Origin of the sequence: Pseudoclavibacter sp. AY1H1 (genome assembly GCF_002931055.1) — a bacterium.
Taxonomy (GTDB): Bacteria; Actinomycetota; Actinomycetes; order Actinomycetales; family Microbacteriaceae; genus Pseudoclavibacter.
On sequence record NZ_PSXX01000008.1, the window covers coordinates 53,496 to 66,675 of the forward strand.

At 69.1% G+C, this 13,180-nt stretch carries 16 protein-coding genes; 6 read left to right on the forward strand and 10 right to left on the reverse strand.

What is annotated here, in order from left to right:
- Nucleotides 1-118: 118 nt before the first annotated feature.
- The 3 genes from C5E05_RS12900 to C5E05_RS12910 are packed head-to-tail and all read right to left on the reverse strand — an operon-like array spanning nucleotide 119 to nucleotide 2,063.
- Nucleotides 119-865 (reverse strand): hypothetical protein, encoded by a 747-nt coding sequence (locus C5E05_RS12900; RefSeq protein ID WP_104342152.1) that lies wholly within the window; start codon nucleotides 863-865, stop codon nucleotides 119-121.
- The gene (locus tag C5E05_RS12905) at nucleotides 862-1,506 is read right to left on the reverse strand and encodes a helix-turn-helix domain-containing protein (RefSeq protein ID WP_181057673.1); all 645 of its coding nucleotides are present in this window, start codon (nucleotides 1,504-1,506) and stop codon (nucleotides 862-864) included. Before C5E05_RS12905 ends, C5E05_RS12900 begins: the two co-directional genes overlap by 4 nt.
- Nucleotides 1,507-1,565: 59 nt before the next feature.
- Entirely contained in the window at nucleotides 1,566-2,063 is a 498-nt protein-coding gene (locus C5E05_RS12910) for an SRPBCC family protein (protein ID WP_104240060.1), read from the reverse strand.
- 59 nt (nucleotides 2,064-2,122) lie between these two features.
- Between C5E05_RS12910 and C5E05_RS12915 the strand changes: the two genes are divergently transcribed.
- Complete coding sequence (locus C5E05_RS12915) at nucleotides 2,123-2,287, forward strand: hypothetical protein (RefSeq protein ID WP_258063000.1); 165 nt, start codon at nucleotides 2,123-2,125, stop codon at nucleotides 2,285-2,287.
- Nucleotides 2,288-2,388: 101 nt separating this feature from the next.
- The gene (locus C5E05_RS12920; protein WP_104240061.1) at nucleotides 2,389-2,670 is read left to right on the forward strand and encodes a hypothetical protein; all 282 of its coding nucleotides are present in this window, start codon (nucleotides 2,389-2,391) and stop codon (nucleotides 2,668-2,670) included.
- A 19-nt stretch (nucleotides 2,671-2,689) separates the two neighbouring features.
- Here the strand turns inward: C5E05_RS12920 and C5E05_RS12925 are convergent, their stop codons facing one another.
- The 3 genes from C5E05_RS12925 to C5E05_RS12935 all read right to left on the reverse strand — a co-directional run bounded on the left by C5E05_RS12925 (nucleotide 2,690) and on the right by C5E05_RS12935 (nucleotide 4,805).
- Nucleotides 2,690-3,019 (reverse strand): DHCW motif cupin fold protein, encoded by a 330-nt coding sequence (locus tag C5E05_RS12925; protein ID WP_104240062.1) that lies wholly within the window; start codon nucleotides 3,017-3,019, stop codon nucleotides 2,690-2,692.
- 46 nt (nucleotides 3,020-3,065) lie between these two features.
- A complete protein-coding gene (locus tag C5E05_RS12930; RefSeq protein ID WP_104240063.1) occupies nucleotides 3,066-4,073 on the reverse strand; it encodes an LLM class flavin-dependent oxidoreductase in 1,008 nt (335 codons plus the stop codon).
- 90 nt (nucleotides 4,074-4,163) lie between these two features.
- A complete protein-coding gene (locus C5E05_RS12935) occupies nucleotides 4,164-4,805 on the reverse strand; it encodes an SRPBCC domain-containing protein (RefSeq protein WP_104240064.1) in 642 nt (213 codons plus the stop codon).
- A gap of 99 nt (nucleotides 4,806-4,904) precedes the next feature.
- Between C5E05_RS12935 and C5E05_RS12940 the strand changes: the two genes are divergently transcribed.
- The gene (locus C5E05_RS12940) at nucleotides 4,905-6,548 is read left to right on the forward strand and encodes a bifunctional 3'-5' exonuclease/DNA polymerase (protein ID WP_104240065.1); all 1,644 of its coding nucleotides are present in this window, start codon (nucleotides 4,905-4,907) and stop codon (nucleotides 6,546-6,548) included.
- A 16-nt stretch (nucleotides 6,549-6,564) separates the two neighbouring features.
- Here C5E05_RS12940 and C5E05_RS12945 read toward each other — a convergent pair whose 3' ends face one another.
- Both C5E05_RS12945 and C5E05_RS12950 read right to left on the reverse strand, forming a co-directional pair.
- On the reverse strand, nucleotides 6,565-7,716 hold the full coding sequence (locus C5E05_RS12945) for an AAA family ATPase (RefSeq protein WP_104240066.1): 1,152 nt from the start codon (nucleotides 7,714-7,716) through the stop codon (nucleotides 6,565-6,567).
- Between the two features lie 125 nt (nucleotides 7,717-7,841).
- A complete protein-coding gene (locus C5E05_RS12950) occupies nucleotides 7,842-9,212 on the reverse strand; it encodes an NAD-dependent succinate-semialdehyde dehydrogenase (RefSeq protein WP_181059567.1) in 1,371 nt (456 codons plus the stop codon).
- Between the two features lie 185 nt (nucleotides 9,213-9,397).
- Here C5E05_RS12950 and C5E05_RS12955 point away from each other — a divergent pair, with 185 nt between their 5' ends.
- Together C5E05_RS12955 and C5E05_RS12960 are read left to right on the forward strand one after the other, a co-directional pair.
- Entirely contained in the window at nucleotides 9,398-11,014 is a 1,617-nt protein-coding gene (locus tag C5E05_RS12955; protein ID WP_104240068.1) for an ATP-binding protein, read from the forward strand.
- Nucleotides 11,011-11,430 (forward strand): hypothetical protein, encoded by a 420-nt coding sequence (locus C5E05_RS12960; RefSeq protein ID WP_104240069.1) that lies wholly within the window; start codon nucleotides 11,011-11,013, stop codon nucleotides 11,428-11,430. The genes C5E05_RS12955 and C5E05_RS12960 overlap by 4 nt, the downstream gene beginning before the upstream one ends.
- Before the next feature lie 33 nt (nucleotides 11,431-11,463).
- Here C5E05_RS12960 and C5E05_RS12965 read toward each other — a convergent pair whose 3' ends face one another.
- Complete coding sequence (locus tag C5E05_RS12965; protein WP_104240070.1) at nucleotides 11,464-11,937, reverse strand: nuclear transport factor 2 family protein; 474 nt, start codon at nucleotides 11,935-11,937, stop codon at nucleotides 11,464-11,466.
- Entirely contained in the window at nucleotides 11,934-12,395 is a 462-nt protein-coding gene (locus tag C5E05_RS12970; protein WP_181059569.1) for a nuclear transport factor 2 family protein, read from the reverse strand. Before C5E05_RS12970 ends, C5E05_RS12965 begins: the two co-directional genes overlap by 4 nt.
- 221 nt (nucleotides 12,396-12,616) lie before the next feature.
- Between C5E05_RS12970 and C5E05_RS12975 the strand changes: the two genes are divergently transcribed.
- Nucleotides 12,617-13,135 (forward strand): MarR family winged helix-turn-helix transcriptional regulator, encoded by a 519-nt coding sequence (locus C5E05_RS12975; protein ID WP_104240072.1) that lies wholly within the window; start codon nucleotides 12,617-12,619, stop codon nucleotides 13,133-13,135.
- The last annotated feature ends 45 nt before the right edge of the window (nucleotides 13,136-13,180 follow it).

Here is a 13,180-nt window from a genome sequence, read left to right on the forward strand (position 1 = left end):
TCTCGGCGTCCGCCTCCCGTCACCGTGCATTCACCGCACGTTCTTCTGAGGCCGCAGCAAGGTACCGCCTAGGCAAAGCACAGGTTCTCCCATCCCGAACCCCGCCGGCATCCCGCTCTCACTCCAAAACGAACTGCTCCAGGACGATCTTGATCGCCTCCGCGTCCACGCCGACGCTGAGGTGCAGAGAAGGCCGGTCGAGGATCCTTTTGAACGCGACCCGGACTCTGCCGGCCTCTTTACTGGTGACGTTCTCCCCGACCTGGTCACCTCGGGTGACGAGGGAGGCGAGGATCGACAGGTCGTTGAGGTGGCGTTCTTCCTTAGTGCCCTCGCCGATCAGCATTGCGGACGCCTTCGCGATGATGGCCCCCTGAAGCGTGGGTCGGCGGACGGTGCCAGTGACGCCCGCGACGGCGACCTCAATCACCTCGGAGTGATCCAAAGCGCCTTGGCCACCAGGTGCGGCGATGGTGCGGCCGCCCGTGACGCCGGTTCGATTGTCGGCGTGCTCCCCCAAGAATCGCGGAATGAGGACATCGATCTGCGCCTCACCCTTCACCCAGCGATGCTGCACACCTTTCATGCCTTCGAGGATCGACGGCGACTCGCCTGCGGACTTGTAGCCAAGGTCGGTGAGAGTCTTGGTGAAGTCGAAGAGCATGGTCGGATGGGCCCGGATGTCGAGGATGGCGTCCGCGTCTTGCGTGGGCCGAGGCGGGTCCGCCTCGCGCTCCCAGCAGAGCGAGTGGACCATCTGCCCGCCGACGAGCGCCCAGCCCTTTGGGTGCGCCTTGTAGACCTCGAAGAGCGCGTGCCACGCCTCGGCCTGGGCGGGAGTCATGGCTGGGGCGGTGAAGGTCAATCGTCGACCTTTCGGAGGAGTTCGGCGACGCGGGATCGCTCGCGGACGCCGTCATGGTGTGCGAGGTCTACGAGGAGCAGCCCGAGAGGCAGGGGTGACGGCGGTTTCTCGTCGGTGAGGTGCAAGAGAACATTGGGCCTCTCGGATGGCCGGAGCAGGTACTCGCGGCGGATCGCGGCGGCATCATCCTTGGCGACCCGGGCTTCGAGCTGGCCCGCGGCGGCGATCTCGGCGCGCGGATCGCTGAACCCGGACTTGACGATGCGCTCGTCGGCGGCGAGGTCGGCGAGGTCACTGGCAGCCACCTGGAGCTTCAGGGGTGCCTCTTCGCGGATCCAAGCGCCGAGGATGCGGTCCGGATCGGGGCTGTGCATGAGTTCGTTGCGGTAGCGGCGGAGTCGTGCGCGTTCGGATGTCGAGAGCCCCTCAGGGGCATCTCCGGAGAGGATCGCGAGGAGGTTCGCGCGCATCCGGTTGGCCAGCGGGCGAGAGGCTGCGGGGCGGTGTGCGGAGGACTGATCGATGAGCCACTGCCTACCCACCTGGCGGGCCGGGATGGTGCCTTGCTCGATGAGTGCGCGCACGCGGCGAGGGGACACCCCCTCACGTTTGGCAAACTCGGCAACGCTCTCTTCTGGCATGTACACAAGCGTACCGGCAGCGGTAGGGATGTGTATATGGGTGCGGCTGCTGGGCGTGCCTAAGCCGCCGCGGCGACCGCGGCGAGCACGACGGGGTCTTCGCATCCGCGTGCGAATCCGCGGATGCGGCGGTCGATGTCGCGCTGCAGCACGAACTTCCCGATGCGCTCCGCGACCGGGGCGAGCCACTTCGGCTTGCAGGCGAAGTTGTAGCGCCATACCGCGAGTGTGCGGGCCTCACCGTCGCCCTCGGCGTCCGGGGCGGGTGTGAACCGCCAGCCCCCGCCGAGGCGCTCGAAGAACCAGGAGCCCTTCGTCATCTTCATGCCAACATTCGTCGGCGGGGCGTAGGAGACGTACTCGCTGATCATCCGGAAGCCGAGCCGCTGCACGGTGGCGGTGCGCACCCCCTTCGCGGGGAGCGTCGCCCCGTCGAGGAAGTGCTGGCGCCGGATGAACGGGTCCCAGCGCATCCGCACCTCGCCGGTGGTCTGGGATACGGCGAACGCCGTCGCAGGATCGACGTGGACGATGCAGCGGGACTCGACGACGGGCATGCCCCATCGTGACACGCGCGTTCCCGAGAGGCGTCCGCGAGGTTCGACATGATGGGGTGATGGACAGCGCATTCGAGGAACTCATCGCCGAGGCCGAGGCCGAGGCCGCCAGCGTCGACGCCTATCGGACCCGCCTGCGAGAGCTGCACGAGCTCATCCAGCGTGAGGGGGCGTTCGTCGCGCACTCCACTCGACACCTCATCGAAGCCAAGCGGCCCGACTGAAGATCCCGGCTGCGCCCCTGAACCCCGCTCCCCAGGTTCGCGGAGGATCGCGTGCTTGCCTGAGACGCGAGAACTCCGCAAGCGAATTGGCGGGAGCCCCCATGGAAGACAAGCGACACCGCGACGCGCGCCCCGGAAGCTCAGGCGCCGGTGACCCCGTTGGGGACCCGGGCGAGCGGAGCGGGCGTGAAGAGAAATCCGGTGCCGAGACGGCTGGCGAGAAGGGCGACCTGCTCGGCGCGGTCGGCAAGCTCGCCAACGTGTTCGCGTTCGGGAAGCTCCCGGACGCGTCAGCCGCCGCCTCGACCGCCGACGGGACGCCGTCGGCGGACACCGACGATGACGGGACCGGCGGCACGGGTGGAGCGCGGCGCGCCCCGTAGCCGCCCCTCGGGCCGACGATCAGTCGATGACGAAGAGCTTGGCGCCGGTCGCCGTGCTGGAGCGGTGCGCTTCCATGCCGGTGCCGACCTGGTAGCTCTGGCCCGCCTCCAGCGTGACGCGGCGGCCGTCGTCCAGCTCGGTCTCGAGGCTCCCCTCGAGCACGAGGAGCACGTGCCCGCGGGAGCACCAGTGATCGGCGAGATAGCCCGGCGAGTACTCGACCTGACGGATGCGCGTGTCACCGATCTGCTGCGTCCGCCAGGTGGCGCCGCCGGTCTCGCCGGAGTGCTGCGTCGGCGCTACTGCCGCCCAGTCGGTGGTCGTGAAGGCGTGCCCGATGAGGTCCATCCCCCGACGATAGCTCCCCGGCGAATGCCGGCGAGACCGCCGCGGCTCACACGGAACCGCTGAGCTCCCGGGTGCGCATCGCCTCTGCCGTGATCTCCAGCGAACTGACCCGATCGGCGCTCTCCAGCGAGCCGTGCCCGATGATGAGCTCGTCGGCGCCGGTCGCCTCCGCGAACTCGGTGAGGTAGTCGCGCACCTCCTGGCCGGTTCCCACCGCCGTGTACCGCATCATGTTCGCGATCTGCTGCCCCTGCGGGCTCGCGATGATCTGGTCCATCTGCTCATCGCTGAAGTCGGAGTTCGGCCCGCGGAGCAGGATGCTGCGGAGCCTGGAGCGCCGGGAGCGGGTGAACTGCTCCTGCGCATCCGCCGATTCGAGGGCCGCGACGACGTTGACGCCCACGATGAGGTGGGGCGCGGCGAGCTGCTCGGAGGGCTGGAACTGCTCGCGGTACAGGGCGACGGCCTGGAACAGCTGGTCCGGGGCGAAGTGCGACGCGAACGCGTATGGCAGGCCGAGCTGTGCGGCGAGCTGCGCGCCGAAGAGGCTCGAGCCGAGGATGTAGAGGGGCACCTCGGTGCCACCGCCCGGCACCGCCTGCACGCCGGGGATGGTCGACTGGCCGCGCAGGAACGCCTGCAGCTCCAGAACATCCTGCGGGAACTCATTGGCGGAGGCCGGGGAACGCCGCAGCGCTCGGAACGTCGCCTGGTCGCTCCCTGGCGCGCGCCCGAGGCCCAGGTCGATGCGGTCCGGGTAGAGCGTCGCGAGGGTGCCGAACTGCTCCGCGATGACCAGCGGGGAGTGGTTCGGGAGCATGACGCCACCCGCGCCCAGCCGGATCGTGGAGGTCTGCGAGGCGATGTGCCCGATGAGCACGCTCGTTGCGCTCGACGCGATCGTCGGCATGTTGTGGTGCTCGGCGTACCAGACACGGCGGTAGCCGGAGCGCTCGGCAGCCTGGGCGAGCTCGACGCTCGCCTGGAAGCTCTCCCTGACGGTCTGGCCAGGGGCGATGGGAGCGAGGTCGAGGATTGAGAGAGGAACAGTCACCCTGGATGCAACCGCCGAGAGGCGTCAGGTGTTCCCGGCGGGTCGGAGTCGTCTCGTCGGCCGTGCCTGAACTCTCGCACCGCTCTACGTCTATTCGTCGCCCGTGTAGAAGGCCGCGGTGCGCGTCGCCGACTCGTGGGCGTCGTCGGGGTCGGCGCCCGCGCTCAGATGCGCGATGCACCAGCGGTCAGCCGCGGAGGCGACGAACCGCCTGCCGCCGTCGGAGTCGTTGAAGGCGGACATGGTCGCGTGGACGTCCGCGTCCTCGTCGGCGAGGGCGATCGCCAGGGCGAGGAGAGCTCCGTCCCAGCCGATGCCGGTGGCAGCTGGCCCGTACTGGGCCCAGTGCTCGTTGTCTGCCACGACGTGTCGGAGCGTGAGGCGCGTCCCGTGCCCCGCTGGCTCGAGGGCGAGGCTGACGCGGCTCACGTCGCCGTCGTACTCCCACGTCAGATGCATGAGGGCGTTCGCCTCGCAGCGCTCGATGGTTCCGGAGGTGCCGCTGTCGGTCAGCCGGTACCTGCCGCCCTGCCGGAGCTCGCCTTCGGCGGGCTCGAACCAGCGGGCCAGACCCTCCGGGGTCGTGCACAGGCCCCAGATGTTCTCTGGTGGATTCGCGAAGTCGCGCTCGAGCGTCACCACGTGGCTCGTGCCATCCCGCGCGACGCTGCGCGTGACGTTCTCGAGGCTGTCGGTCGACGCTCCGGCGGGGGACACCGGTTTCGTTTCCATGCGACCAGCGTGCCCGCGGATGTTGTGGAATCGCGCAGACCCGGGGCGACCCGGGTATCGGCGTCCTGGATTGTCGGTGCCCTGCCCCACAATGAACGGATGCACATCCTCGTCACGTCGCTCGCGCGCGGCTTCGCGCTCGAAGACCGGCGAGGTCCCGCCGATGGCGACGAGGCGTCGGCGCCCGTCACCGTTCCCGACGCGATCGCCCTCGCGCAGCTCGTGTCCGAACGTGAGCGGTCTGCGCCGCCGTCCGATCCCATCCGGTGGGTGTGGAACAGCCAGGACATCGTGCCGCGACTTCTCGCCCACGGCGTGCGGGTGGGGCGCTGCCACGATCTGCGCCTTGCCGGGCGCATCCTCATCACGGCCGGCTACCTCGACGCTCGATTCGACGTCGCGGATGCTCGTGGGGGCTCGCACCCCGGCGAGGGCCTCTTCGATCTCGACGCCGAGAACCCGGGAACGCCCGAGGCGACGCGGCGGCTCTTCGACGCCCAGCTCGCCGGGCTGGAGGCGTCGGATCAGGAAGCGGATCGGAAGGGCGCCCTCGCGTTCCTCGTCGGCGTCGAGAGCGCTGGAGCCCTCGTCGCGGCCGAGCTTCGGGCGGCGGGCATGCCGTTCAGCGTCGAACGCCACGAGGGAGTGCTCGTCGAGGCGCTCGGCGCGAGGGGCACGGGTGGCCGACCGGCGAAGCTCGAGGCGGCGGCCTCAGCTGTTCGAGCTGCGCTCGGGGAGGCGACGCTCAACGTCGACTCGCCAAAAGACCTCCTCGCTGCACTGCGCCGGGCGGGGCTCGATGTGGCCAGCACCAGCAAGTGGGAACTCGTCGGCAAATCGCATCCGGTCGTCGACGCGCTGCTGCACTACAAGCGTCTGCATCGGCTCTTCACGGCGAACGGCTGGACGTGGCGCGAGGAGTGGATCCACGGTGGGCGGTTCCGCCCCGACTATGTGCCGGGCGGCGTAGTGACCGGGCGCTGGGCGACGAGCGGCGGCGGAGCGATGCAGCTCCCGAAGGAGATCCGCAGCGCCGTGGTCGCCGACACCGGCTGGAAGCTCGTCGTCGCGGACGCGGCCCAGCTCGAACCGAGGATCCTCGCGGCCATGTCGGGGGATGAGGCCATGGCACGGGCGGGCGCGCAGCGCGACATGTACGCGGCATTCGTCGACCGCGGCGTCGTGCCGGACCGAGACAGCGCCAAGGTCGCGATGCTCGGGGCCATGTACGGCGCGACGACGGGCCAGAGCGCCGTCCTCCTGCCGGGTCTCGAGCGGGCGTTCCCGCACGCCATGGGGCTTGTCGCCTCGGCTGCGCGTTCCGGTGAGCGGGGGCAGCAGGTGCAGACCTGGCTCGGTCGCACGTCTCCGTGGCCGCCCGCTGAGTTCTCGCCTCGCGACTTCGGCCGCTTCACACGGAACTTCATCGTGCAGGGCACGGCAGCCGAATGGGCGCTCACGTGGATGGCGGGTATCCGGCAGCGCCTCGCCGCCCTCGGCTCGGGAACGGGAGACCCGCGGGGCACCGGCTCGGTCGCGGATGCGCCGCTCGAGCGCACGGCGCACCTCGCCTACTTCCTGCACGACGAGGTGGTCGTGCACGCGCCAGCCGAGCACGCGGAGCGCGCCGCCGCGGAGGTCATCGCGGCCGCCGCAGAGGCAGGGCGCTTCCTGTTCGCCGGCAGCCAGGTCACGTTCCCCGTCGTCGCGCACGTCGTGGACAGCTACGGAGAAGCGAAGTAGGCGCGGCTTCGGCGACTCAGCGCTTCGGCCAGACCCAGAGCGGTCCGTCGAACTGCAGTTTGCCGCGGATGCTCGTCGCCCCCGCCTCCTTCTCGAGCTCGACGACGTTCGCGTCGTCGCGCAAGCCATCGACGAGGGACTGCGAGTGGGTGACGACGATCACCTGCGTCTGCTCCGAGGCTCGCCGGATGAGGCCCGCAAGCGTTGGCAGGAGGCTGGGGTGGAGGCTCGCCTCCGGCTCGTTCAGGACCAGCAGCTCTGGCATGCGCGGCGAGAGGAGCGCCGTCGCGAGGAGGATCATCCGCAGCGTGCCGTCGGACAGCTCCCGCGCATCCAGTGGCCTCGCGAGGCCCGGCTGCGACATGACGATCTTCGCCATGCCAGACTCGTCTTCCTCGACGCTGACCCGTGACCCCGGGAAAGCAGCATCGATGGCGTCGTGGAAGGCCCCCGCCTGGCCGATTCGCTGCACCGTCGCGAGCGCGGCTGGGAGCCGCGAGCCGTCGTCGGGGAGCACCGGGGTGAACGTGGCGGGGCTCGGCAGCCGAGCGGGAGCCGCCGCGTCGGTGCGGAGGTAGTCGAGGAAGCGCCAACCGCGCGCCGACTCGCGCAGCGCGTACAGCTCGGGTGCTGTTGAGGGATCGGCGAGTGTCGCGAGCATCGACTCGGCCTCGCGCACGCTCCACTCGGCCTGCACGAGCTTGAAGTCGGCGTCTCTCACGCGCACCGAGTTCGCGCGGCGTTCGACGAGCGTCGTCGAGGGGCGCAGCAGCTCGCTCGCCCAGACGAGCTCGCTCTTGACCACCGGGTCGAAGGGGAAATCGGAGATGATCGGGATGCCGAGGTCGATCGCGAAGTTCTGGACCTGCTCCGGCGAGGGCATACCGAGGTCGGTCGCGAAGGACACCCCGGAGGTGCGCAGGCCGAGCTTGAGGGTGACGGGCTCACCGCGGGACCGCTTGCCGGCGTGGATGACCGCCCGGAGACCGCCCTCCATCGCGAGCGACGAGAGGGCCCCCTCGCGGATGATGTCGTGCAGCAGGCGCAGCGCTCGGTAGAGGTTGGACTTGCCGCTGCCGTTCGCCCCCGTGATGACGTTCAAGCGCTCGAGCCCGAGCGTGACGCTCTTGATGGACCGGTAGTTCTCGATGGCGAGGAGTTCAAGCATGCTCACACGCTAGGGGGTACCTCCGACATCGCCGCTGGAGGGTGCGGTCGCGCCCTGCACATGCAGCAAGCGCGGCACCGCCTCCGGAGAGGCGGTGCCGCGCTTGTCCTCTGCGCGCTGGCCGTCTACTTGACCTGGCGGATGAGCTTCTTGTTCACGAACTCCTCGATGCCGAGCGAACCGAGCTCGCGGCCGAAGCCGGAGCGCTTCACTCCGCCGAAGGGCAGCTCGGGGCTGTCGAGCCCGACGCCGTTGATGTAGACCATGCCGGCTTCGATGGCGTCGGCGACGCGCTGCGCCTGCTCCTGGTCGGTCGTGAAGAGGTACGAGCCAAGGCCGAAGGGCGTCGCGTTCGCGAGCTCGATGGCCTCCTCTTCGCTGCTGACCTTGTAGAGGGCGGCGACGGGGCCGAAGAACTCCTCCGTGTAGGCGTCGTTGTCGGGGGTGACTCCGGCGAGCACGGTCGACTCGAAGAAGTTGCCGTCGTGGCCACCACCTGCGAGGAGCTGCGCGCCCTGAGCGACAGCCCGCTCGACCTGCTCGGCGAGGTTCTTCGTGGCCGGGGCAGAGGAGAGCGGGCCGAGCTCCGAGTCGTCCTCCGTCGGGTCGACGGGAGCGACCGAGGTCATCGCGGCCGTGAACTTCTCCGCGAACTCGTCGTAGAGCGAGTCGATGACGATCATGCGCTTCGCGCCGTTGCAGGCCTGCCCGGAGTTATCGAGGCGCGCGGCGACCGCGGCTTCGACGGCCTCGTCGACGCTGTCGGTGCTGAGCAGGATGAACGGGTCGGAGCCGCCGAGCTCGAGGACCACCTTCTTGAGGTTGCGGCCCGCGATCTCGGCGACCGCGGCGCCCGCGCGCTCCGAGCCGGTCAGTGAGACGCCGTGGATGCGGTCGTCGGCGATGATGTCGGCGATCTGCTCGTTGGTGGCGAAGATGTTGACGTAGGCACCCTCGGGGAACCCGGCGTCGGCGAAGATCTGCTGGAGCGCTGTCGCCGACTCGGGGCACTGGCCGGCGTGCTTCAGCAGGATCGGGTTGCCGAGCACGAGGTTCGGGCCGGCGAAGCGAGCGACCTGGTAGAACGGGAAGTTCCAGGGCATGATGCCGAGGAGGGGACCGAGGGCGGAGCGGCGGATGAGGGCGGTGCCTTCGCCTCCGAGCAGCTCGATCGGGGCGTCCTTCAGGAAGTTCTCCGCGTTGTCGGCGTAGTACTGCAGGATGTCGGCGCTGAAGTCGACCTCCCCGTAGGACTGCTCGATGGGCTTGCCCATCTCCTTCGTGATGATCTCGGCGAGGGCCTCGCGGCGCTCGCGGTGCAGCTCGGCTGCCCGGCTCATGAGGGCGGCGCGCTCTGCGACGGTGCTCGGCTTCGACCAGGTCCGGTAGGCGCCGTCGAGGCTCTGCAGGGCGGTCTCGATGCCCTCGGATGCGACGAGCGGGAATTCCTGTCCCTGCTCGCCGGTGGCTGGGTTCACGACTACGTAGGTGCTCAAACTCACTCCAGACATTGGATGCGTGCGCGCAGCATCGCGCGATTGGGTGAAGCCTAGGAGATGGGGCCTTGGAAACCCAGGGTTCGGGCCGATTTAACTGAATATCGTTTATTTACAGGGTGCCTCTCCGGCGATGCGGCTCTAGGCTCTGGAGCGGCGGGATTCGCCCGCAGGCAGGGGATGGCATGAGCGAGCAGTCACACGACGATGTCCAGTTCTTCCGTGCGTTCAAGCGGTTCCTCGAACGCGTCAACGAGACGCCGGCCGAGGTCCAAGTCGTGCGCACGCCCTTCGGCGGCGAGCTGAGCGATTTCCTCGGCGCCGACGCCGAGGCGCTCCCGGTTGTCGTCGAGGAGTTTGCGAGCTACCGGATCGTCGACGCGGATATCGCACTTGAGGAGATCGCCGCCCGCGGCGAAGCGAGGCTCGTCGGTGTCGCCGGTGGCTCCGCCCACGCGCACGCCGGCCTCGCGGAGCTCATCTCGAGCCCGCACATGCCGTTCAGGTCGGGGCCCGCCGAGTTCGCCGAGAAGGCGACAGGGCCCAGGTCGACACGACAGGTCGTGAGCTTCGGTGCACGACTCTTCACCTACCGTGGTGCCCGAGTTGTGGTCATGCAGCGCGCATCCCGCCCCGACATGGGCCGACCGCAGGGGCAGCTCGAGGTGCTCACCGCCGCAGACCCCTCGCTCGTCTCCGATCTCCTCGGCGAGGTTCGAGCCCTCATGATCGAGCGCAGCGTGCTGCGCGGCAAGGTGCTCGCGTTCGAGAACAGCGACTACCGGATGGACGCTGGCGCGTCCTTCCTGGAGCGCCCGAACGTCGCCGAGACCGACGTGATCCTGCCGTACGGCGTCCTCGAATCAGTGGTGGCGCACGTGATCGAGATCGGGCGGCAGCGTGAGGTCCTGCTCGCCGCGGGCCAGCACCTGAAGAGAGGCGTGCTGCTGTACGGCCCGCCTGGGACCGGGAAGACGCTCACGGTCAGGCATCTCCTGAGCCGCACGGAGGGGGTGACGGCCGTGCTGCTGACCGGGTCGAGCATCCAGCACATCGGCGCGGCCGCCGAACTGGCCCGCACCCTGCAGCCGTCGATCGTGGTGCTCGAGGACATCGACCTCGTTGCCATGGAACGCCACGCGTCCCCGCAGCCGTTGCTCTTCGAGGTGCTCGACGCGCTTGATGGCCTCGACGGCGATGCCGACGTCGCCTTCATCATGACCACCAACCGGGTGCAGGTGCTCGAGCGGGCGCTCGTCTCGCGTCCCGGTCGCGTCGACCTGGCCGTGGAGATCGCGCTGCCAGGCGGGCCGGAGCGCTACCGTCTGCTCGAGAAGTACGCCGCGGGCCTGCCGTTCAGCGACGAAGCGCTCCTGGAGGCGTCGGGTCGTGCCGAGCAGACCACCGGGTCGTTCGCCAAGGAGCTCATCCGCCGTGCGGTGCTCGCGGCGGCACGGCATGGCGTCGAGCCGGACGACGAGATCCTGCTGTTCGAGCTCGACGAGCTGATGTCGGCGCAGTCCGCGCTCACGAGGCGCCTCCTCGGCGACGGCACGGAGCCGAGCGGCGACGAAGCCACTGAGGGCGGGGTGGAGATCATCTCCACAGCGGAAGGCGACCGCACGGGGTCCGTCACCTACGGGGCTCTGGGTGCAGAGGCTGACCCCGGCTGGACGGCGTACGTTCCGGCCTCGGACGCGGTCTACCCGCCTGGTGTGCCTGGCGCCCCGCCTGAGCCAGGTGTCGGTTCCGCGGGGGAGGCGAACGGCTCTGGCCCCGTGCATCAGGCGGACCAGCGATGAAAACGCGCGCACTTCGCGCGGGTCTGATCTCCGGCCTCTGCGCAGCCGCGTTGCTCTCGACGAGCGGATGCTCAATCTTCATCCCACAATACGGACTCACGATCAGGGAAGCGGTGGTCGACGCGGAGTACACGGGCCCCGACTACGCCAGCGACCCCGTGGAGATCACGGAGTCGGCCTGCGGCGAAGAGATCGACTGTCTTGAGGCCTGGTCGACGGATCAGGCTGACTACTACCGTTTCGCGACGCGCGACGAGGCCGCCGAGTTCGCTGATGGGCTTGCAGACGGGGCGCAGTCGAACTTTATCGTCATGGACTTCGCCGGAAAGGCGGGCGTAGACCGCAGTGATCAAGAAGCGGCCTCATGCCAGCTCCGTGGCACCCACTTCGATCATGAGGGCCCCTGCATCGACTGATATTGGCGCCGCGCTCCGTGTCCCGCGACTTTCTCAGCTGACCACTGACAGCCAGCGCTCCGACGAGAAGGTGCGAGTCGAAGCGCCGCCCGGGTCGCTCGGCGGGCGTGAGCCGCGGCTCACGTCGCGCACCCTGATGCGCCAGCCGTCTGCAGTGCGGACGAAGGTGTCGATGTAGTCGCCGCTCGCCGTCGTGCCGTCCGTTCGCACGAGGAGGAACTTCGACCAGGACGTGATGGTGTCGGCGTCGACCCGATGGAGGACGGTGTCGGTGGTGTAATGCGGGTGGTACGGCTGCACGGTGTTGATGACCCGGGCGAGCGCCTCGTCACCGCGCACCGCGTTCGGGCCCGTGCCGAAGGAGAAGTCCTCCGTGAATACCTTGCGCAGGTGATCCCAGTCGCGGTTGTCGATGACCTGCCCGTAGCGGGCGAGCACGTCGAGGACCTCGGCGGCGTCGGCGGCAGGCACTTGCGCTGCCACGGCGCTCGGGCTCTGCGCTGTCATCGCGACGACTCGAAGCTCGCGAAGGACTCCGCGCCCTCGGCCGAGTACTGTCCGCTCGGGCGCTCGCGGTTTCGCTCCGTGATGCGGCGGCTCGTGATGACCCACGTGCCGTCGCGTTCCTCGAGGGTGTCGAGGTAGTCGCCGCCTGCGGCGGATGCCTCGTAGGTGACGAGCACGTAGCGACTCCAGGCGACGGCCGACCCGGCGGCCTCGCCAGCCCGGATGACCGTGTTGATGGTGTGGTGGGAGGGCAGGTGCCCGCCGAGCGAGGCCGCGAGCTGCTGCTCGAAGGCTCTCGCTCCTGATGCGCCAGTGAACTCGCCAGCAGGGCTCTCGATGCGCGCATCCGGAGCGAGGACCGAGTCGAGCAGGGTCCATTCGCCGTTGTCGACGAAGTGCCCGTAGAGCGCGAGGGTCTGCTGGATGCCCCAGCGGTCGTCGGCGGTGAGTGTGGTCACGTTCAGCCCCATTTCGTTTCCGTTCAGGAACAGTCTCACCAGCCACCGACATCCGCGTGCTCTCCGCGGTCGCGGAACTTCCGCGGGCGTCACGAGCGGAAATCTCGGGCAAAACCTGCCAGCGGGGGCTCTGTCTGTCGTTTCCGCACCGGGGCGCACCCATTTTTGCTAGTTTGTTGAACTAGTTTCATGGCGTCGACGGCGCCACCACGAGGAGGACCATGGCGCACACGCCCGCTGAGCGCTCGTCCGGGTACTGGTACCCGACCGGCGGAGAGCATGCGACCTCGGTCGACGTGCTCAACCTGCTGCGCGACTACCGCGAAGCGGAGGCGAAGATGCGAGCGCGGACGCGCTCGTCGATGCGGATGAACGAGAACGACCTCCTCGCGCTTCGCTTCCTGCTCCAGCAGCAGCGCCAGGGCAAGGTCGTCGTGCAGAAGGACCTGGGGGAGCGGCTCAAGATCTCCTCCGCATCTGTCACCGGCCTCGTCGATCGCCTCGTGAAGAGCGGTCACGTCGAGCGGCGGCCGCACCCCACCGATCGGCGGGCCTCGATCATCGCGTCGACCGCGGAGTCCGACCGTGAGGTGCGGGAGACGCTCGGCCTCATGCACCAGCGCATGATCGCGGTCGTCGACTCGCTCACGACCGAGGAGCTCGACGGGGTGGCGAAGTTCCTCTCCGGCATGGTCGGCTCGGTCGAGGCGGCCGAGCCGCAGGGCGCTCCGCAGCACTAGTGGGTGCCTCCTCGAGAGTCAACCCCCGTCTTCGGCTTTGTTTAG